This is a genomic window from Streptomyces sp. NPDC006512 (assembly GCF_040611935.1).
GTDB lineage: Bacteria > Actinomycetota > Actinomycetes > Streptomycetales > Streptomycetaceae > Streptomyces.
Genome location: NZ_JBEXPG010000081.1, coordinates 1 through 18,929, shown reverse-complemented (window position 1 = coordinate 18,929; position 18,929 = coordinate 1). Strand labels below are relative to the sequence as shown.

The 18,929-nt window shown below is 75.0% G+C and carries 17 protein-coding genes; 9 read left to right on the top strand and 8 right to left on the bottom strand.

The window, feature by feature from the left end:
- Nucleotides 1-72 precede the first annotated feature (72 nt).
- Nucleotides 73-849 (top strand): GNAT family N-acyltransferase, encoded by a 777-nt coding sequence (locus ABZZ17_RS36195; protein ID WP_356882914.1) that lies wholly within the window; start codon nucleotides 73-75, stop codon nucleotides 847-849.
- Nucleotides 846-1,913, top strand: coding sequence for a lysophospholipid acyltransferase family protein (locus ABZZ17_RS36190; protein WP_356882912.1), 1,068 nt, complete (start codon nucleotides 846-848; stop codon nucleotides 1,911-1,913). The genes ABZZ17_RS36195 and ABZZ17_RS36190 overlap by 4 nt, the downstream gene beginning before the upstream one ends.
- On the opposite strand, the gene egtD is transcribed toward ABZZ17_RS36190, so the two are convergent.
- From egtD to egtA, 4 genes are read right to left on the bottom strand one after another with little or no spacing between them, the layout of a single operon-like run.
- Complete coding sequence (gene egtD, locus ABZZ17_RS36185; protein WP_356882910.1) at nucleotides 1,796-2,770, bottom strand: L-histidine N(alpha)-methyltransferase; 975 nt, start codon at nucleotides 2,768-2,770, stop codon at nucleotides 1,796-1,798. The two genes, ABZZ17_RS36190 and egtD, sit on opposite strands and share 118 nt — an antisense overlap.
- The gene (gene egtC / locus ABZZ17_RS36180; protein ID WP_356882908.1) at nucleotides 2,767-3,525 is read right to left on the bottom strand and encodes an ergothioneine biosynthesis protein EgtC; all 759 of its coding nucleotides are present in this window, start codon (nucleotides 3,523-3,525) and stop codon (nucleotides 2,767-2,769) included. The genes egtD and egtC overlap by 4 nt, the downstream gene beginning before the upstream one ends.
- Nucleotides 3,525-4,880 carry an ergothioneine biosynthesis protein EgtB gene (gene egtB / locus ABZZ17_RS36175; protein WP_356882906.1) on the bottom strand — a complete coding sequence of 452 codons (1,356 nt, stop codon included), beginning with the start codon at nucleotides 4,878-4,880 and terminating at the stop codon, nucleotides 3,525-3,527. Before egtB ends, egtC begins: the two co-directional genes overlap by 1 nt.
- Complete coding sequence (egtA, locus tag ABZZ17_RS36170; protein WP_356882904.1) at nucleotides 4,877-6,229, bottom strand: ergothioneine biosynthesis glutamate--cysteine ligase EgtA; 1,353 nt, start codon at nucleotides 6,227-6,229, stop codon at nucleotides 4,877-4,879. The genes egtB and egtA overlap by 4 nt, the downstream gene beginning before the upstream one ends.
- Before the next feature lie 107 nt (nucleotides 6,230-6,336).
- Here egtA and ABZZ17_RS36165 point away from each other — a divergent pair, with 107 nt between their 5' ends.
- Nucleotides 6,337-7,167, top strand: a complete 831-nt coding sequence (locus ABZZ17_RS36165; RefSeq protein WP_356882902.1) for a TIGR02452 family protein — start codon at nucleotides 6,337-6,339, stop codon at nucleotides 7,165-7,167.
- A gap of 148 nt (nucleotides 7,168-7,315) precedes the next feature.
- Here the strand turns inward: ABZZ17_RS36165 and ABZZ17_RS36160 are convergent, their stop codons facing one another.
- From ABZZ17_RS36160 to ABZZ17_RS36145, 4 genes are all read right to left on the bottom strand, one after another.
- Entirely contained in the window at nucleotides 7,316-7,780 is a 465-nt protein-coding gene (locus tag ABZZ17_RS36160) for a type II toxin-antitoxin system PemK/MazF family toxin (RefSeq protein ID WP_356882900.1), read from the bottom strand.
- Nucleotides 7,777-9,291 (bottom strand): amidase, encoded by a 1,515-nt coding sequence (locus ABZZ17_RS36155; RefSeq protein ID WP_356882950.1) that lies wholly within the window; start codon nucleotides 9,289-9,291, stop codon nucleotides 7,777-7,779. Before ABZZ17_RS36155 ends, ABZZ17_RS36160 begins: the two co-directional genes overlap by 4 nt.
- 92 nt (nucleotides 9,292-9,383) lie before the next feature.
- Entirely contained in the window at nucleotides 9,384-10,079 is a 696-nt protein-coding gene (locus ABZZ17_RS36150; RefSeq protein WP_356882948.1) for an alpha/beta hydrolase, read from the bottom strand.
- Between the two features lie 84 nt (nucleotides 10,080-10,163).
- Nucleotides 10,164-11,450, bottom strand: coding sequence for an MFS transporter (locus tag ABZZ17_RS36145; protein WP_356882898.1), 1,287 nt, complete (start codon nucleotides 11,448-11,450; stop codon nucleotides 10,164-10,166).
- Between the two features lie 378 nt (nucleotides 11,451-11,828).
- On the opposite strand from ABZZ17_RS36145, the gene ABZZ17_RS36140 reads away from it, so the two are divergent.
- From ABZZ17_RS36140 to ABZZ17_RS36115, 6 genes are all read left to right on the top strand, one after another.
- On the top strand, nucleotides 11,829-12,806 hold the full coding sequence (locus tag ABZZ17_RS36140) for a LacI family DNA-binding transcriptional regulator (RefSeq protein WP_356882896.1): 978 nt from the start codon (nucleotides 11,829-11,831) through the stop codon (nucleotides 12,804-12,806).
- A 354-nt stretch (nucleotides 12,807-13,160) separates the two neighbouring features.
- Nucleotides 13,161-14,360 carry a thiolase family protein gene (locus ABZZ17_RS36135; protein ID WP_356882894.1) on the top strand — a complete coding sequence of 400 codons (1,200 nt, stop codon included), beginning with the start codon at nucleotides 13,161-13,163 and terminating at the stop codon, nucleotides 14,358-14,360.
- A 151-nt stretch (nucleotides 14,361-14,511) separates the two neighbouring features.
- Nucleotides 14,512-15,951: an aldehyde dehydrogenase family protein gene (locus ABZZ17_RS36130; protein WP_356882892.1), complete on the top strand. Its 1,440-nt coding sequence runs from the start codon at nucleotides 14,512-14,514 to the stop codon at nucleotides 15,949-15,951.
- An 80-nt stretch (nucleotides 15,952-16,031) separates the two neighbouring features.
- Nucleotides 16,032-16,472, top strand: a complete 441-nt coding sequence (locus tag ABZZ17_RS36125; protein ID WP_356882890.1) for a thioredoxin family protein — start codon at nucleotides 16,032-16,034, stop codon at nucleotides 16,470-16,472.
- 43 nt (nucleotides 16,473-16,515) lie between these two features.
- Entirely contained in the window at nucleotides 16,516-17,946 is a 1,431-nt protein-coding gene (locus tag ABZZ17_RS36120) for an NAD(P)/FAD-dependent oxidoreductase (protein WP_356882888.1), read from the top strand.
- Nucleotides 17,947-18,269: 323 nt separating this feature from the next.
- On the top strand, nucleotides 18,270-18,821 hold the full coding sequence (locus ABZZ17_RS36115; protein ID WP_356882886.1) for a hypothetical protein: 552 nt from the start codon (nucleotides 18,270-18,272) through the stop codon (nucleotides 18,819-18,821).
- The last annotated feature ends 108 nt before the right edge of the window (nucleotides 18,822-18,929 follow it).

Genomic DNA, 18,929 nt, shown 5'->3' with positions numbered 1-18,929 from the left:
GTCACGGAAGAAGTAAAGGAGCCGGGTCCGCCACCTGCGGCCCGGCACCCCGTGCCCGGATCAGGAGCAGCCATGACCATCGCCCCCCTGTCCCCGTCCCCCCTCGCGCCGCCCGCCACCACCCCCCGCTACACCGTCCGCCTCGCCCGCCACGAGGACGAGGTCCGCGCCGCCCAGCGGCTGCGCCACCAGGTCTTCGCCGGCGAGCTCGGCGCCCGCCTGGACGGACCCGAGCCGGGCCTGGACTCCGACGCCTTCGACGCCTACTGCGACCACCTCCTCGTCCTGGAGGAGGAGACCGGGCAGGTCGTCGGCACCTACCGGCTGCTGCCCCCGGAGCGCGCCGCCGTCGCCGGGCGCCTCTACTCCGAGGGCGAGTTCGACCTGTCGGCCCTCGCCCCGATCCGCCCCGACCTGGTCGAGGTCGGCCGGTCCTGCGTCCACCCCGACCACCGCAACGGCGCCGTCATCGCCCTCATCTGGGCCGGCCTCGCCCGCTACATGGACCGCGCGGGCCACAACTGGCTCGCCGGCTGCTGCTCCATCCCGCTCGGCGACGGCGGGGTGCTGGCCGCCGCGACCCGGGAGACCGTCCTCGCCCGCAACCTCGCCCCCGAGGAGTACCGCGTCACCCCGCACCTGCCCTGGAGCCCCGAGGGCGTCACCGTCCCCGGCCGGATGGAACTGCCGCCCCTGCTCCGCGGCTACCTGCGCCTCGGCGCCTGGGTCTGCGGGGAGCCGGCCCTCGACGCCGGCTTCGGCTGCGCCGACCTGTACGTCCTGCTCTCACTGCGCCGGACCAACCCGCGCTACCTGAACCACTTCCTCTCGCTCGCCCCGGGCGCATGAGCGCCTGGCTGCCCACCGCGCCCTGCACCCCCGCGGCCTGCGCCGGCCACACCGGGCGGACCGCGGGCGTGGCGCGCGCGGTGCTGCGGCTGGCCGCCGCCCTGGCCCTGATGCTGCTCGCCGCCCTGACCGCACCGCCGGTACGGCTCCTCCCGGCCCGCCCCCGGCACGCCCTGGTCCGCGCCTGGGCGAGCGCCCTGCTGCGGGTCCTGGGCCTGCGGATCACCGTGCACGGCACCCCCGGCCCGGACGGGGGCCGCCTGATCGTCGCCAACCACATCTCCTGGCTGGACATCCCGCTCGTCGCCGCCGTCCTGCCCTCCCGGATGCTCGCCAAGAGCGACATCCGCGGCTGGCCGGTGCTCGGCGGGCTCGCCGCCCGGGCCGGCACCCTGTTCATCGAACGCGACCGGATCCGGGCCCTGCCCGCCACCGTCGACACCCTCACCCGCGTCCTGCTGGGCGGGAACCGGGTCACCGTCTTCCCCGAGGGCTCCACCTGGTGCGGCCGCGCCCAGGGCCCCTTCCGGCGGGCCGCCTTCCAGTCGGCGCTGGACGCGCGGGTCCCCGTACAGCCCGTACGGATCGGCTACCGGCTGCCCGGCGGGGAAACCGCCGGGGCGCCCGCCTTCGTCGGGGACGACCCGCTGACCGCCTCGCTGTGGCGGATCGCCCGGGCCCGCGAGGTACGCGCCGAGGTGTGGCTGCTGCCGCGGATCCCGCCGGGCCGGTACGCCGACCGCCGGGCCCTCGCCGCCGCCGCCCAGCGGGCCGTCCTCGCCGGGGCCGACCGGCCGGTGGGCGGTTCCACCGCGGGTGACGCCGCCGCGGGTGACCTCGCCGCACCGGGGCGGCCGGCGCCCGACTCCGCCGTACGGGAGCGGCCGCCGCTGCCCGGGATTCCCGCACAGCCGCGGCCGCCGCACCGCTCAACGCACCGGCCGGCTCAGCCCGTCACGCCGTCCGCCACCGACAGGGACAGCGCGAAACGGCCGTCCGCGTCCGTCCACCACTGGGTCAGTTCCAGCCCGGCGGCGGAGAGTTCCTTGCGGACGCCCTCCTGACGGAACTTCGCCGAGACCTCCGTCAGGATCTCCTCGCCCTCCTCGAACGGCACCACCAGATCCAGGGCCCGGATCTTCACCGTCACCGCCGACCGGGCGCGCAACCGCATCTCGATCCACTCCTGCTCCCGGTTCCACACCGCCACGTGGTCGAAGTCGGCGGTGTGGAAGTCCGCCCCCAACTCCCGGTCGATCACGGCCAGTACGTTCTTGTTGAACTCCGCCGTCACCCCCTGCGCGTCGTCGTACGCCGCCACCAGCGCGGCCTCGTCCTTCACCAGGTCCGTCCCCATCAGCAGCGCGTCCCCGGGCGACAGCATCGCCCGCACGGACGCCAGGAACCCGGCGCGCTCCGGCGGCCGCAGGTTCCCGACCGTCCCGCCGAGGAACACCACCAGCCGCGGACCGGACGCCTCCGGCAGGCGCAGCGGCTTCGTGAAGTCGGCCAGCAGCGCGTGCACCCTCAGCCCCGGGTGCCCGGCCAGCAGGGACTCGGCCGCCCCCGTCAGCGCGCTCTCGCTCACGTCCACCGGGACGTACGTCTCCAGTGCCGGCATCGCCTCGATCAGGTGCCGGGTCTTCTCCGAGGAACCGGAGCCCAGCTCCACCAGCGTGCGGGCCCCGCTCGCCGACGCGATCTCCTGGGCCCGCGCCAGCAGGATCTCCCGCTCGGCACGCGTCGGGTAGTACTCGGGCAGGCGGGTGATCTCCTCGAAGAGCTCACTGCCCCGGGCGTCGTAGAACCACTTCGGCGGCAGCTCCTTGGGGGTTGCGGTCAGCCCCCGCAGGACGTCCGTGCGCAGCGCCGACTCGGCGGCGTGCTCGTCGAGGGTCCGGGTCAACTGGAAGTCGCTCACGAGGTGGTCTCCTTGAGTGGGGTCAGGGCGACCCGCGTGCGGGTGGCGGTCAGCAGGGTCCGGTCGGGCACTTCGCACCACCGGGGATCGTCGTCGTACGGCTCGGACGCCACGACCGTACGGCCGCCCGGCGGATCGGCCAGGTACCAGAGGGAGTCCCCCCAGGCGGTCGCCGCGATGGTGGTGCCGTCGGTCAGCAGCAGGTTCAGCCGGGAGCCCGGCGCGGCGGCTGACACCTCGCGGACCGCCTCGGCGAGGGCCGTGCCCGGATCGTCGCCCTGCCGCAGCCGGTGCAGGACCAGAGCCCACACCAGCGCCGAATCGGTGCGCGCGGCCAGCTGGAGCAGTTCCCGGGGCGGCAGACCGGCGGCGAGCACGGACATCGAGTCCGGCCAGTCCCGGACGGCCCCGTTGTGGCTGAACAGCCAGGGCCCCTCGGCGAAGGGCGCCGCCGCCGCTTCCCCGTCCGCTCCCGCGAACGTGGCGTCGCGCACGGCGGCCAGTACGGCGCCGCTGCGCACCACGCGGGCGAGGTCCGTGAAGGTGAGGTCCCCCCAGACGGGCCCGGCCCGCCGGTAGCGGGCCGGAACGGGATCGCCCTCGGCGTACCAGCCCACGCCGAACCCGTCGGCGTTGACCGTGCCGTACCGCTGCCGGCGCGGCTCCCAGGACTGCCGTACGAGGGAGTGCGCGGGCTCCGCGAGCAGCCGGCCCAGGGTCACGTCCGGTCCGAGGTAGGCGAGGTGGCGGCACATCAGGCGTCCCTCGCGGTCCGGAAGCCGGAGAAGATCTGCCGGCGCACCGGCAGGTCCCAGTTGCGGAAGGTGCCCCGGCAGGCCACGGGGTCCACGGCGAAGGAACCGCCGCGCAGCACCTTGTGCTCCGGGCCGAAGAACACCTCCGAGTACTCCCGGTAGGGGAACGGCCTGAAGCCCGGGTACGGGAGGAAGTCCGAGGCGGTCCACTCCCACACGTCGCCGATCAGCTGGCGCACCCCGAGCGGGGACTCCCCGGCCGGGTAGCCGCCCGCCGGGGCGGGCCGCAGATGGCGCTGGCCCAGGTTGGCGTGCGCGGGCGTCGGGTCGGCGTCGCCCCACGGGTAGCGGCGGGAGCGGCCGGTGGCCGGGTCGTGGCGGGCGGCCTTCTCCCATTCGGCCTCGGTGGGCAGCCGGCGTCCCGCCCAGCGGGCGTACGCGTCGGCCTCGTACCAGCTGACGTGCAGCACCGGCTCGTCGTCCGGGACCGGCTCGGTCACCCCGAACCGGCGGCGCAGCCACTGGCCCGCCTCCCGGTGCCAGAACAGCGGGGCCTCGATGCCGTGCGCGCGTATCTGCTCCCAGCCGGCGTCGGCCCACCAGCGGGGCTCCCGGTAGCCGCCGTCCGCGATGAAGGCCTGGTAGGCGGCGTTGGTCACCGGCGTGGTGTCGATCAGGAACGCCCCGGTGTCCCGGACGTGCGCGGGCCGTTCGTTGTCCAGCGACCAGGGCTCGGTGGAGGTCCCCATCGTGAACGGGCCCGCGGCTACCAGGACTTCGGCCGCCGCCGGGGGCGGACCCTGCGGGGGGTCCGGATCGGGGGCCGTCAGCACCGGGGCACCCGCACTGAGCTGATGGGTGATCAGCATCGTTTCGTCGTGCTGCTGTTCGTGCTGGGCGATCATCCCGAAGACGTAGCCGTCGGCCAGCAGGCCGGTGCCCTCCATCGGGACGTGCTCCAGCAGGTCGAAGACCCGGCCGCGCACTTCGGCGGCGTACCGGCGGGCCTCCTCGGGCCCCAGCAGCGGCAGCTTCGGCCGCTCGGAGCGGGGGTGCTCGAAGGCGTCGTAGAGCGGGTCTATCTCGGGGCGCATGGACGCGCGGCCGGCCACGTTGCGCAGAAGCCAGAGCTCCTCCATGTTCCCGATGTGCGCCAGGTCCCAGACGAGCGGGGACATCAGGGGGGAGTGCTGGGCGATGAGGTCCCGGTCGTCCACGGGGTCCGTCAGCGCGGCGGTACGGGCGCGCGCGGCGGTCAGGGCGGCGACGGCGCGCTCGCGCAGCGGCTCGGGGGCGGCGCGGGTCGCGGAATGCGGGGCTCCGGGGGTGGTCCGGTGGTGGCTCTCGGTGGTCATGGGCGCGGTTCCTTCCCGGCGGGCTGCCACAGGTCGTCCTCCTCGGCCTCGTCGGCCGGGCAGCGGCCGCGCAGGACGTAGCGCTCGGTGAACGCACCGACCGTGTCGCGTACGTGCGTACCGGCCCCCAGCCGCGGCAGGGCCTCGCCCGCCGCCAGGAAGCACGCGGTGGCCGCCGTCCGCAGGTCGGGGTCGGCGAGCCCCGCACGGGCGGCGGACCGCCACAGCGGATTGCGCGGGGCGGGGTGCGACCCGTAGGCGTCGCCCAGGGCCTTGGACACCCGGTAGGCGGTCTCCGCGGCCTCAGGGTCGTCGAAGAGCGCGTGCACGACGGCCGTGGGCACCAGCCAGCCGTCCTCGCCGGGCTGTGCGTCGATCATCCGCAGCTCCAGGTGGCCGCGCGGCCGGACCGGCGGGAAGAGGGTGCTGAGGTGGTACTCCAGGTCCTGCGCGGTGGGCGGCCTGGGCCAGCCGGTGCCGGTGGTGGCGCCGCCGGCGGCCGGGGTGTCCGCGGGGGCGTCGCCGCGCAGCCAGTCCCGGAAGGTCGGCCCGTCCGGCACGGTCCACGGTCCGTCGTCCTCGGACCGCACGCACATCACCCCGGTGTCCAGGGCGTGCCGGGCCCAGCCGGACCGGGGGTCCAGGTCCAGCGGCGGGGCCAGGGAGCGGCGGCTGTCGAGGTCGTGCCAGATGCCCTGCCGGGCGCACCGCCAGCCGCGGTACGGGCCTTCGCGGGCGGGCGAGTTGGCGAAGGCGGCCACCAGTACGGCGCCGAGCAGATGGGCCATGCGCCAGCGGCGGCCGTGCCCGAGCGGGCCCGGCTCCTCGTGACCGGCGTCGACGCAGACCTGGACGGAGGCGGAGGAGCACATCATGGCGCGTCCGGCCGGGCCGGTGCGGTCGAAGTACGTCTCCATCGCGTCGTAGCGCGGGCTGCCGAGCAGTCGGCGCAGGGGGCGGCGCGGGTCCTGGCCGAGGCCCCGCAGGACCAGCCCCCGGGCGTCCAGGGCGGCCCGTACCGCGGCGAGGTCCTCCTGGAGACCGTCCACGCAGGCGGTGAGGGAGGCGGCGGGCTCGGAGCTGAGCTCCAGCTGCCCGCCGGGTTCGACGGTGACGGTGGAGTGCAGGGTCAGGGCGCGGGCCGCCTCGTGGGCGGCCGCCAGCCGGTCGGGGGGCAACGGCAGCCAGGGCCGTTCGGCGTCCAGCACGAGCCATTCCAGCTCGGCGCCGAGCAGCCGGGGCGGGCCGGTCTTGAAACAGATGCCGTGGACCAGGTCCTCCGCGGCGGTCTCGGTGAGGGGGGCGTGGTCGAAGTCCTGGGCGAACGGAGCAGGCGGAGTTTCCGGCATGACCGTTTCCTCTTCTCCTGTCATCGGCCTTGATGTCACCCGTGCCTACCCGTCCTCGGAACACAAATTCCTTTGTATTGCCCCGGGCGACGCCCGAAGCTTGCGGTGTGAGCAGCAGATTGCGTGAGATTGCGCGGGAGAACGCGCTGATCGTGGCGGCCGGGGAGTACCGGACGCGGTCCGGGCGGCGGGTTTCCCTCGCCACCGCCGTGGCGGAAGCCAAGGCGGGAACCAGAATATATGGGCCAAACCCGGTCAATCCAGGCGAAGGGTTCGTCGGAGGGGGCACCAGGACGGTCTTCGAGGTGACGGGGGAGAGCAGTACGGTCGCCGCCCGGCGCCTCGCCGCCGACGGCGCGGAGCCCACCTCCGTGGCGGTCCTGAACTTCGCCTCGGCCCGCAATCCCGGGGGCGGCTACGTCCGCGGGGCCAAGGCCCAGGAGGAAGCGCTGTGCCGGGCGTCGGCGCTCTACGAGACCCTGCTGGAGGCTCCCGAGTACTACGAGGTCCACCGCGCGGGCAAGAGCACCTTCTACACCGACCGGGTGATTCACTCGCCCGGGGTCCCCGTTTTCCGCGACGACCGGGGCGAACTGCTGGAGACCCCCTTCCGGGCCGGCTTCCTCACCTCCCCGGCCCCCAACGCGGGCACGATCCGCCGCCAGGAACCGGAACGGACCCCCGAGATCCCCGCGGCCCTGGCCCGGCGGGCGGAGCGGGTCCTGGAGGTCGCGGCCCTGCACGGATACCGGCGGCTGGTCCTCGGAGCCTGGGGCTGCGGGGTCTTCCAGAACGACCCGGCGCAGGTCGCGGAGGCCTTCCGGGCCCTGCTCACCGGCCGCTTCGCCGGGACCTTCGCACACGTCGTCTTCGGGATCCTCGACCGCGCCCCCGGCCCCCGCGAAGCCTTCGCCCGCGCCTTCCCGCCCCCGGCGTAGGCCCGCCCCCTCACGACCGCCGTCGGGGCAGCCGGCCGGTCCTCGGGCACCGATCGTCAGGCGCAGGCTCTCAGTCACCGGATGTCAGGCACCGGTCGTCAGGCAGTGGCGCACCGCCCCCGGCCGGCCGTCGAGGGGGAGCGGGCCGTCACTGCCAGCCGTAGCGCTCCCGCAGCCGGTCCACGACCAGCTGGAACCGGACCCGGTCCAGCGCGCACGCCTCGCGCCGCATCCCCGCCTCGTGCACCCGCAGCACCCGGTCCAGGTCCACCCAGGACTCCCGCCCGGCGCCGTCCCACGGCCCCGAGCCGATCGGCACCCACTCCCGGTCCGCGTCGTGCCGCTTGCTGGACAGCTGGACGGCGAGCAGCGTGCGCCCGCCCGCCTCCCGGGCGACCACCAGCACCGGCCGGTCCTTGCCCCGGCCGTCGTTCTCCTCGAAGGGGACCCAGGTCCACACGATCTCCCCCGGGTCCGGATCCCCGTCCTTGTCGGGCGCGTACTCGGTGCGCACCGGGCCGATGGACCGCGGATCCGCCTCCGTGGTGGCGGTGTCCCCGTTCCGGCCGGGCTGCTCGACGTGACTGTTGCCGTGATGCGAAAGTGCCGTCATTCGCGCGAGGGTACTGCTTCCCGGCCCCCGCCCGGACCCCCGCCCGGGCCCGCACCAGGGCCGTCCTGCGCGGCGGCGGACTCCGCCCCGTACGACGGCCAGTGCGCCGACCAGTCCTCCGCCGCCTCCAGTTGCGCCGCCAGTGACAGGAGCCGGGGTTCCGACGCCGACGGGCCCAGGAGCTGGGCGCCGAGGGGAAGCCCGTCCGGGGTGAACCCCGCCGGGACGTTGACGCCGGGCCAGCCCAGTACGTTCCACGTCCAGGCGTACGGGCACGCGGCGATCATCGCCCGGTCCGTGGCCAGCGCCCCCAGACCCGCCAGCGCGCCGATCCGCAGCGGCGGGGTGGCCGTGGTCGGGGTGAGCACCACGTCGAAGCGGCCGAAGATCTCCCCCACCCGGCGGCGCAGCGCCGCCTCCGCCCACCGGGAGACCCGCAGCGCGGGCCCGCCCAGCAGCCGCCCCGTACGCATCGCCTCGTGCGTGCGCGGGTCCAGCAGCGCGGGGTCGGGCACCCGCACCGCCAGCTCCCGTACGCCCACGGTCGCGCGGGGCACGAAGGTCAGCCCGATGAGCCCGTAGCGGGGGTCCTCCGGGACCACCTCGTGACCCAGCGCCTCCAGCCGCCCGGCCAGCCGTTCCACCGCCGAACGCACCACCGGGTCAAGGGACTTCGGAGTCGCGGTGAACGCCGTGCCGTAGGACAGGGCGATCCGCAGCCGCCCCGGCGCGCGCCGCACCGCCTCCGCCGCGGGGACGCGGGCCGGCCGGTGCAGGTCGCCGGGGCCGGAGCCGCTCGCCGCGTCCAGCAGCAGCGCCGCGTCCGCGACCGTACGGGCCAGCACCCCGTTGACCGTGAGCCCGTGGAAGGCCTCCGGCGCCGGCCAGGTGGAGATCCGCCCGCGCTCCGGCTTCACCCCCACGAGGTGGGTCCAGGCCGCGGGGATCCGTACCGAACCGGCCCCGTCGGAACCGAGCGCGGCCGGTACCAGCCCCGCGGCCACGGCCGCCGCCGAGCCGCCCGAGGAACCGCCGGGCGTGTAGGCCGGGTTCCACGGATTGCGCGTCGCCCCGAAGGCGGGCCCCTCGGTGAAGGGCCACTGGCCCAGCTCCGGCGTATGGGTCTTGCCCACGACGACCGCGCCCGCGGCCCGCAGGCGGCGCACCGCCTCGCAGTCGGCGTCCCGCGCGGGGAAGTCGCCCGCGCACCCGAAGGCGGTCGGCTCGCCGGCCACGTCCATGTCGTCCTTGACCGCCACGGGCACGCCCAGCAACGGCAGCCGCACCCCGCGGGCGAGGCGCCGGTCCGCGGCGTCCGCCTCGGCGAGCGCGGCCTCGGCGCGCACGATCCGGAACGCGTTCAGCGACGGCTGCGCGGCCGCGATCCGCGCCAGGCACCGCTCGGTCAACTCCCTCGAAGTGACGCTTCCTCCGGCGAGGGCCACCGCCATCTCCCGCAAGCCCGGCGGGGCTTGATCCCCGTGTGGCCGCGACGCCTGCGCCGGCCCCACCGCATTCGACGATCCCGACACCGGACCTCCCCCGTACCGATCGGTAACACGACGGTACGGGGCAGGGCACCCGGGAAGCTAGTGCCGTGGCACTAGACCCAGCCCTCCAACGACGCCATGAACCCCTCGAAGTCGTCCCGGTGGATGGTGTGTCCGGCCCCGGCCACCGAACGGACCTCGAAGCCCCGCTCCTCCAGCAGCGCCGCCCGTTCCGGTGGGATCAGGGCGCTGGGGTCGGCGAGCTGCACCAGCGACGGCACCACCGGCGCCGCCGGCAGCAGGTCCCGGCCGAAGAGCGGGGCGAGGTCCAGCGCGGTGGCCTCGTCCCACACGGCCAGGGTCCGCGCCTCGATGTCCACGTCGGCCTCCTCCCAGCGCGGGTTCAGCGCCCGGATCTGCTCCTTCCCGGCCGACTTGAACCGCGCCAGCGCCTCCGGGCCGACGCCCGGCTCCGGGCTCGCCAGGTACCAGGCCGGGTCCGAGAATACCGCGCGCCGCGGCTTCAGCCGGTCCACGGCCAGCGACAGGGCCAGGGCCCCGAGCGAGTGCCCGATGGCCAGCTCGGCGCCGCGGGGGAGGGTCTCGACGAGGTCGTCCGCGTAGAGCTCGGGACGGTACTCGCCCCGCCCGCTGGCGCCGTGGCCGCGCAGGTCGACGGCGATGACGCGGTAACCGAGGCCGGCGAGGGCCGGGCCTACCCGGCGCCAGGTGCGGTGGTCGGCCATGATGCCGTGGACGAGGAGGGCGAGGCGGTCGCCCTCGCCCCAGGTCCGGGTGTGCAGCTGCACGGTGATGCCCTTCGCGACGGAGGTACGGGACAAGGAGAAGGAAAGGGGAGGGGAGCGGGCGGGAGGAAGGGGGCGGCGCCGCGGTCAGCGGACGCCACGGATCGGCCGTACGGCCAGCGCCCCTGCCACGGCCAGTACGGCGGCGACGACGAACAGAGCCGTGTACCCGCCCGTCAGCGACACGATCACCGAGGCCACGAACGGCGCGACGATCTGCGGCCCGGCATTGGCGATGTTGAGCACGCCCATGTCACGGGCGGCGTCCTGCGCCCTGGGCAGGACCATCGTGACGAGCGCGGTGTCCACCGCCATGTAGCAGCCGAACGCCAGCCCGTTGACCGCGGCGAAGGCCAGCATCGCCGTCCAGCTCGTCGACAGCGCCGGGATCACGAGGGCGACCGCCGACAGCAGCGCGGAAGCGCCCACGAACAGCTTGCGCCGGTCGAACCGGTCGGACAGGTAGCCGCCCACGACCGTGGAGAGGACCATCGCCACGCTCGTCAGCGGCATCAGTACGGCCACCGCCGCCTCCGGCTCCATCCCCTCAGGCAGCACGGTGTGGTCCTGGAGGATGTAGAGCTGGTAGCCGCTCACCGCGAAGTACCCGAGCACGAGCAGCGCCCGCCCGATGAACGCCCAGCGGAAGTCGTGGTCGCGCAGCGCGCTCGCGAAGGCGGCCAGCTGGCCCCTGACCGGCAACGGGGCCCGGGCCGGGAGCCGCCGCTCGCGGGAGCACGCGGTTAACAGGACGGCGGCGCCCGCCACCAGCGCACCGAAGACGAGGTAGCCGGTGCGGTAGTCCTCGGAGAACGCCGCTCCGGCCAGTGCGCCGAGGGTGGAGCCGAAGGGCAGGCCGAGGCCGACCGCGGCCGAGGCCTTGCCGCGGGCGGTCACCGGCACCCGGTCCGGCACCACCGAGGTGATCGCCGCCTGGTAGACGTTCATGACGGCCTGGCCGAGGCACCAGGCGATGGTGATCAGCAGGATCGTGTCGGCGAGGCCGAGCAGGAACATGGCCGGCACCGCGGCGAGGCCGCCTCCCAGGATCCACGGATTGCGCCGTCCGCTGCGGTCCGAGAGGGCGCCCGCGACCGGGTTGAAGACCGTGGCGAAGATCGCCGAGACCCCCGCGATCAGGCCGAAGTTGGCGACCTTGTCCGCCGGGTCGACGTGTTCGACCTGCAGGGCGAGCAGGATGCCCGCCACGCCGACGTAGAGCGCGTACATGGCGGTGTTGCCGACGAGCAGCAGCGGGAGCAGGCCGCGGCCGGGCGCGGTGGCGGGGCCGGGCGGAGCGTCGGAGGCGGCGGGCGCGCCGGAGGCGGCGGGGGAGACGGGGGAGGTGCCGGAGTCGGGGGAGGAAAGGGCCACGGTGCCCTCCTGGGCAGGGGATCCGATCGGACGGGGGGTGCGCGCCGCCCCGTCGCGACGGCGGGGGTGCGACGGAGCGCGACGGGACGGCGGCACGGTCGGACACGTGCGGCGATGCCTCCCGGCCGCGGGGCGCGGCAGCCGGGTTACACGTGTCAATGAATCGTGTAAGCACTGTGTAGCATTCGTTTCCGGCCATCCGCCAGCCCCAGGGCACAACCGGTCTGGAAAGATGCCACGGCAATGTCTCAGTCATCGAAACCGCCGAACCCGGCGCAATCGCCGAACCCGCCGAAACCGCCGGTCACCGCGAACGCGTCCGGTCCCCGGCGTCCGTCGGGCCGTCGGGCCGCCGCCCCCGCCGCCTCGTCGGCGCCCGTGCCGACCAGCGCGGACGTCGCCCGCCTCGCGGGAGTGTCGCGCGCGACGGTCTCGTACGTGCTGAACAACGCGGAAGCCGTCCGCATCAGCGAGCCGACCCGCCGCAAGGTCCGCGAGGCCGCCGAGGAGCTCGGCTACGTCCCCCACGCCGCCGCCCGCAGCCTGCGCGCCGGACACACCCGGATCGTCCTGCTGCCCACCTCCCACGTGCCGGTCGGCCCGCTCTACAGCGCCTTCCTCAACGAGCTGCAATGGGCCCTGCGGCGCCTCGACTACACCGTGGTCCAGTACGGCAGCCTCGGTCTGAACGGGGACGAGGCCGCCCGCGCCTGGGCCGAGCTGCGCCCGGTCGCCGTGATCTCCCTCGGCGAGATCGCCCTGTCGCCGCACAACGTCGCCACCCTCAAGCGGGCCGGTGCCCGCGCGGTCATCACGCTGGGGCCCGCCGGGGTACCGGGCGCGCACGCGCTGGTCATGGACCAGGCGGAGGTCGGGACCCGCGCCGCCGCCCACCTCGTCGCGAGCGGCCGCCGCCGGATCGGGGTGGTCGTCCCGCGCGAGCCGGGCCTGGAACTGTTCTCCGCCCCCCGCCTGGCCGGGGCCCGCTCCGTCCCGGACGCGGAGATCGTGGCACTGCCGCTGGCCTACACCGAGGACTCGGCGGCCGAACTCGCCGGCCGGTGGCGCTCGCTCGCACTGGACGCGGTGTTCGCCTACAACGACGAGTACGCGATGCTGCTGATGCGGGCACTACAGGACGCGGGCCTGCGGATCCCCGAGGACGTGGCCGTCATGGGCGCCGACGACCTGCTCATCGGCAGGCTCCTGCGGCCCCGCCTGAGCACCGTCCGTCTGGAGATGCCGACGGGCGACCACCTGGCGTCGCTGGTGGACCGGGCGGTGCGCGAGCCGTCGGAGGGCACCGAACAGCACGACCTCATGGCGGCGGTCGTGGTCCACCGCGAGTCGACCTGAGCAGTGGTCCGCCAAGACCCGGACCGGGCCGTGGTCCACCGCGTGTCGAACCGGCGCTTGGTCCACCCCAGGACGGTTTGAGGGGGCGGAGCCCGCGGGGGGCCTGCGGGGTGGGGCCCGGAGGACGGCCCGGGCCGGGGCCGGCCCGGCGCGGCCGGAGGCCCCCGCCCGGCGGCGACGGCCCGTTGCGGCGGACCCGTCCGGTGGCCCGTACCCGCTTGGGGCCGTTGACAGGCGGTGACGGCCGGGCGGAGACTGCGGGCGCGCCCCACCGGGCGTGCCCGGCGGTGCGCCCGGTGCCGACACCGGCTCCGACGTGCCGTCGCCCGTACGGATCCGCCCAGGAGAGACCCCATGAGCATCCGCACCGTCCGCGACGTGTACGTCGTCGACGCCGTCCGCACCCCGATCGGCAAGTTCGGCGGGGCACTCGCCGGAGTCCGGCCGGACGACCTGGCCGCCCATGTGGTGCGCGCGCTGGTGGACCGTACGCCCGAACTCGACCCGGCCCGCATCGACGACGTGGTCTTCGGCGACGCCAACGGCGCCGGTGAGGACAACCGCGACGTGGCCCGCATGGCGGTACTGCTCGCCGGCCTGCCGGTCACCGTCCCCGGGGTCACCGTCAACCGGCTCTGCGGCTCCGGACTCGAAGCGGTGGTCCAGGCGGCCCGCGCCATCGCCCTCGGCGACGCCTCCGTCGCCATCGCGGGCGGCGTCGAGTCGATGAGCCGGGCCCCGTGGGTGGTGCAGAAGCCGGAGCGGGCCTTCCCCGCCGGCCACCAGCAGATGTGGTCCACCACCCTGGGGTGGCGGATGACCAACCCGCGCATGCCCGCGGAGTGGACGGGCTCGCTCGGGGAGGGCGCGGAGCTCGTCGCCGAGAAGCACGACATCACCCGCGAGGAACAGGACGCCTTCGCCCTGCGGAGCCACCACAACGCCGCGGCCGCCTGGGCCGCCGGGCTGTACGCCGACGAGGTCGTCCCCTACCCGGGCGTGGACCTGCCGCGCGACGAGTGCATCCGCGAGGGCTCCACCCCCGAGGCCCTGGCCCGGCTGAAGCCCGCCTTCCGTACCGACGGCTCCGGCACGGTCACGGCCGCGAACGCCTCCCCGCTCAACGACGGGGCCGCCGCCCTGCTGCTGACGGACGAAGCCGGGCTCGCCGCCACCGGCCGCGAACCGCTGGCCCGGATCAGCGCGAGCGCCGTCACCGGCATCGAGCCGCAGCTCTTCGGACTGGGTCCGGTGGACGCCGTCGGCCGGGCCCTCGGCAAGGCCGGCCGCTCGCTCACCGACCTCACGGCCTTCGAGCTCAACGAGGCCTTCGCGGCGCAGGCGCTGGGCTGCCTCGCGGCGTGGCCCGAGCTGGACCCGGCCGTGGTCAACCCGCGCGGCGGGGCCATCGCGATCGGCCACCCGCTCGGCGCGTCCGGGGCCCGGCTGGCCGGTTCGGTCGCCCACCAGCTGGCGGCGGCGGGCTCGGGTACGGGCATGGCGGCACTGTGCATCGGCGTCGGGCAGGGCATCGCGCTCGTCCTGGAGCGCTGAACCCGCCCCCACCGCACGGCTGTCGATCGTTTCCAGTCATGACAGCCCGTCAACTGCCCAATAACTGAACAGAAGTGGTGCCGCCGGTCTGGCACGATGGCGCGTGCTGCCGCCCCCCGCCCCGCCCCACCCCTCCCGGAGGCCCCGCGCCATGCCGCTCCTCGACCCGACGCTCTGGCAGGACGGACCCACCCTCACCGGCGGTACGGCCCCGGTCGTCGAACCCGCGACCGGGCGTACCCTCGCCACCCTCGGCCTCGCCGCACCCGCCGACGTGGCCGAGGCCGCCGTACGGGCCCGGGCCGCGCAGCGCGACTGGGCGCGCGCCACCCACGCGGAGCGGGCCGCCGTGCTGCGGCGTGCCGGTGACCTGTTCGCCGCCCACGCCGACGAGCTGCGGCAATGGCTGGTCCGGGAGTCGGGTTCCATACCCGGCAAGGCGGACTTCGAGCTGCACGTCGCCGCCCAGGAGTGCTACGAGGCCGCCGCCCTGGCCTCCCGGCCGACGGGCCAGGTGCTGCCGAGCGAGGCGCCCCGGCTCTCCTTCACCCGCCGCGTTCCGGCGGGGGTGGTCGGGGTCATCGCCCCCTTCAACGCGCCGCTGATCCTGTCGATCCGTTCCGTGGCCCCGGCGCTCGCGCTCGGCAACGCGGTCCTGCTCAAGCCGGACCGCCGCACCGCCGTCTGCGGAGGCCTGGCGCAGGCCGCCGTCCTCGCGGCCGCGGGACTGCCGGCCGGGCTGCTGCAGGTGCTCCCCGGCGGGGCGGAGACGGGGGCGGCGGTGGTGGCCGACCCGCGCGTGCGGGTCGTGTCGTTCACCGGGTCCACCGCCGCGGGCCGGACGGTGGGCGAGCTCGCCGGCCGTCACCTCAAGCGCGCGCACCTGGAGCTGGGCGGCAACTCGGCGCTCGTCGTCCTCGCCGACGCCGACGTCGAGGCCGCCGTCGCCCAGGCCTCCTGGGGTTCCTTCTTCCACCAGGGGCAGATCTGCATGACCGCGGGCCGCCACCTCGTCCACGCCTCGCTCTACGACGAGTACGTGGAGCGGCTCGCCGCACGGGCGGAGGCGCTGGCCGTCGGGGACCCGTACCGCGAGCCGGTGCACCTGGGCCCGCTCCTGGACCGCACCCAGCTGGAGCGGGTCCACGGCCTGGTCGAGGCGAGCGTCGAGCAGGGCGCCAAGCTCGTCGTCGGGGGCACCCACCGGGACCTCTTCTACCGGCCGACGGTGCTGGCGGGGGTGGCCGACGACACGCCCGCCTACGCGCAGGAGGTCTTCGGCCCGGTGGCACCCGTACGGTCCTTCGTGACCGAGGACGAAGCGGTCGAGCTGGCCTCGGCCGGCCCCTACGGGCTCTCGCTGGGCATCGTCACCCGCGACGCGGCGCACGGCATGGAGCTGGCCGAACGGATCCCGACCGGCATCGCGCACGTCAACGACCAGACCGTGAACGACGAGGCCGTGGCCCCCTTCGGCGGGGTCGGGGCCTCCGGCACGGGCGCCCGCTTCGGCGGCGAGGCGAACCTCGACGCCTTCACCGAGCTCCGCTGGACCACGGCCCGCACGAGCCCGCCCGGTCACCCGTTCTAGGGACAGGGGAGTCGGGCGGAATTCGACGGGTGGGCCGGTCGTTCTCACTGGACACGAAGCAATCAGGAGGTCTGGACACCGTGGCTACAGTCGAGCTCACCAAGGAGAACTTCGACCGGACGGTCAGCGAGAACCCGTTCGTGCTGATCGACTTCTGGGCGGGCTGGTGCCGGCCCTGTCTCCAGTTCGCCCCCGTCTACGAGAAGGCCGCGGAGGCCAATCCCGACCTGGTCTTCGCCAAGGTCGACACCGAGGCCCAGCAGGAACTGGCCTCGGCGTTCCAGATCAGCTCGATCCCGACCCTGATGATCGTCCGGGACCAGGTGGCGATCTTCGCGCAGCCCGGCGCCCTGCCGGAGGCGGCCCTGACCGACCTCATCGAGCAGGCCCGCGCCCTGGACATGGACGAGGTCAAGGCGAAGATCGCCGCAGCCGAGCCGGAACGGCCCCAGCAGGAGGAGTCCGGGCAGCCCAAGCCGCCGGAGAAGCCGGGCGCCGCCCCCGGCACGCCGGAGGCCTGAGATTGCCGCACCCGGCCCGCGGGCTGCGGTGACACTGGTCCACATGACTGAAGCGATGGAGTACGACGTCGTGGTGCTCGGCGGGGGACCGGCCGGGGAGAACATCGCCGACCGGACCCGGGCCGCCGGGCTGAGCACGGCCCTGGTGGAGAGCGAGCTCGTCGGCGGGGAGTGCTCGTACTGGGCCTGCGTGCCGAGCAAGGCCCTGCTGCGGCCGGCTCTGGCCCGGGCCGCGGCGCGCCGGGTGCCCGGCCTGGCCGGTGCCGTCGCGGGCCCGCTCGACGCCGAGGCGGTGTTCGCGCACCGCGACTACTGGACCGGGAACTGGAAGGACGAGGGCCAGGTCGACTGGCTCGACTCCATCGGGGCCGACCTGTACCGGGGCCACGGCCGGCTCTACGGGCTGCGCAAGGTGGCCGTGACGAGCCCCGAGGGGGAGCACCACATCCTGTCCGCCCGGCACGCGGTGGTCGTGGCCACCGGCACCCGGGCCGTGGTGCCGGACGTTCCGGGTCTCGTCGAGGCCCGGCCGTGGACCAGCCGCGAGGCGACCTCCGCGCGACAGGCGCCGGGCCGGCTGCTGATCGTCGGCGGCGGGGTCGTGGCCGCCGAGATGGCCACCGCCTGGCAGGCCCTCGGCTCCCGCGTGACCTTGCTCGTACGGGGCTCCGGGCTCCTCCCGAGGATGGAACCCTTCGCCGGTGAGCTGGTCGCCGACGCGCTGCGCGAGGCGGGCGCCGTGATCCGTACGGGGGTGGCGGTCGAAGCCGTGGAGCGGGAGGGCACGACCGGGCCCGTCACGGTGGTCCTGGCGGGCGGCGAGCGGCTGGAGGGCGACGAACTCCTCGTCGCGACGGGCCGGGCCCCGCACACCGAGGACATCGGCCTCGACACCGTGGGCCTGACCCCCGGAGACTGGATCGGCGTCGACGAGAGCTGCCGCGTCGCCGGGAGCGACTGGCTCTACGCCGTCGGCGACGTGAACCACCGCGCGCTGCTCACGCACCAGGGCAAGTACCAGGCCCGGATCGCGGGCGCGGCCATCGCCGCCCGCGCGACCGGGGCCGCGGACGTCGACACCGCCCGCTGGGGCGCCCACGCGGCCACCGCCGACACCGAGGCCCTGCCCCAGGCCGTGTTCACCGACCCGGAGGCCGCGTCGGTCGGCCTCACCCTGGCCGAGGCGGAACGGGCCGGCCGCCGGGTGCGCGCCGTCGACCACGACCTCGGCAAGGTGTCGGGCGCGGGCCTGTACGCGGACGGCTACCGGGGCCGGGCCCGGATCGTGGTCGACCTCGACCGGGAGGTCCTGATCGGCGCCACCTTCGTGGGCGCGGGCGCCGCCGAGCTGGTGCACGCGGCGACCATCGCCGTGGTGGGCGAGGTTCCGCTGGACCGGCTGTGGCACGCGGTACCGGCGTTCCCCACCATCAGCGAGGTCTGGCTGCGCCTGCTGGAGGCCTACCGCGGGTAGACCGTCCGCGGGTGCCCCGCCGGCCACGCCGTCCCGGGACGGAGTGGCCGGCTCGGCGCGCTGCGAGGCCCCGGCGCGAGGAGTCCGTAGACGGCCCAACGGGACTGCAGGACACCGGCGTTCGCGTGCACCCCAGGGACGGTCCGAACGCGGCCGAAGCCGCCAGGTTCCTGCCGCGCGGCCGGCCCGCGTGTCCGCCGGCGGGGGCATCCGGCCACGGGAGCGGGAATCGGCCTAAGACGCGGCGACGGCTTCAGGGTTGATCAATCTTAGGTTAGCCTTACCTAAGTCGATCTATTCCGTTCCTGGAAAGGCGTTCTCCCATGCGTGCTGCCCGTCTGCCCCGAGTCACCGTCCGGCTCGCCGCCCGCGCCGCCTTCGCCGCGACCGCCGCCGTCGCCCTCGCCCTCGGCATGGCCGGCTCCGCCTCCGCCGCGACCTCGACCCGTACGGTGACCGACGGCGCGACCACCTACAACCTCAGCGTCACCGCGCCCGGCACCGCCACCGCGGCCGGCCAGAACGTCACCGTCACCGGCAGCGGATTCAACTCCGCCAAGGGTATATACGTCGGCCTGTGCGCGGTCAACGGCGCCCCCGGCGCGTACAAGCCGACCCCCTGCCTCGGCGGTTCGGACCAGGCGGGCACCACCGGCGCCTCGCACTGGGTCAACAACACCTTCGGCGGAACCCTCCCCAACACCTCCACGTTCGGCCCCGGCGGCACCTTCACCGCCACCATCCACGTCAAGGCCGACCTCGGCAACGGCAACATCTGCGGCGAGACCGTCGAATGCGCCATCGTCACCCGCGCCGACCACTTCAACTCCACCAGCCGCAAGTACGACGTCCACGTCCCCGTGACCTTCAACTAGTGCCGTGACCGGGAAGGTCCACCGGGTCGCGACGCCCGGCACGGCACCTCTCCGCGTTGTCGGACCACGGAGGTACGTCCAGTACGAGCCGCGGCCCTCCGCCTTGAG

What these genes read in the sequence shown, in the direction of transcription:
- ABZZ17_RS36195 (WP_356882914.1), top strand. Translation starts at nt 73, where the DNA reads ATGACCATCGCCCCCCTGTCCCCGTCCCCCCTCGCGCCGCCCGCCACC.
- ABZZ17_RS36190 (WP_356882912.1), top strand. Translation starts at nt 846, where the DNA reads ATGAGCGCCTGGCTGCCCACCGCGCCCTGCACCCCCGCGGCCTGCGCC.
- egtC (WP_356882908.1), bottom strand. Translation starts at nt 3,525, where the DNA reads ATGTGCCGCCACCTCGCCTACCTCGGACCGGACGTGACCCTGGGCCGG.
- egtB (WP_356882906.1), bottom strand. Translation starts at nt 4,880, where the DNA reads ATGACCACCGAGAGCCACCACCGGACCACCCCCGGAGCCCCGCATTCC.
- egtA (WP_356882904.1), bottom strand. Translation starts at nt 6,229, where the DNA reads ATGCCGGAAACTCCGCCTGCTCCGTTCGCCCAGGACTTCGACCACGCC.
- ABZZ17_RS36160 (WP_356882900.1), bottom strand. Translation starts at nt 7,780, where the DNA reads ATGACGGCACTTTCGCATCACGGCAACAGTCACGTCGAGCAGCCCGGC.
- ABZZ17_RS36135 (WP_356882894.1), top strand. Translation starts at nt 13,161, where the DNA reads ATGAGCATCCGCACCGTCCGCGACGTGTACGTCGTCGACGCCGTCCGC.
- ABZZ17_RS36130 (WP_356882892.1), top strand. Translation starts at nt 14,512, where the DNA reads ATGCCGCTCCTCGACCCGACGCTCTGGCAGGACGGACCCACCCTCACC.
- ABZZ17_RS36120 (WP_356882888.1), top strand. Translation starts at nt 16,516, where the DNA reads ATGACTGAAGCGATGGAGTACGACGTCGTGGTGCTCGGCGGGGGACCG.
- ABZZ17_RS36115 (WP_356882886.1), top strand. Translation starts at nt 18,270, where the DNA reads ATGCGTGCTGCCCGTCTGCCCCGAGTCACCGTCCGGCTCGCCGCCCGC.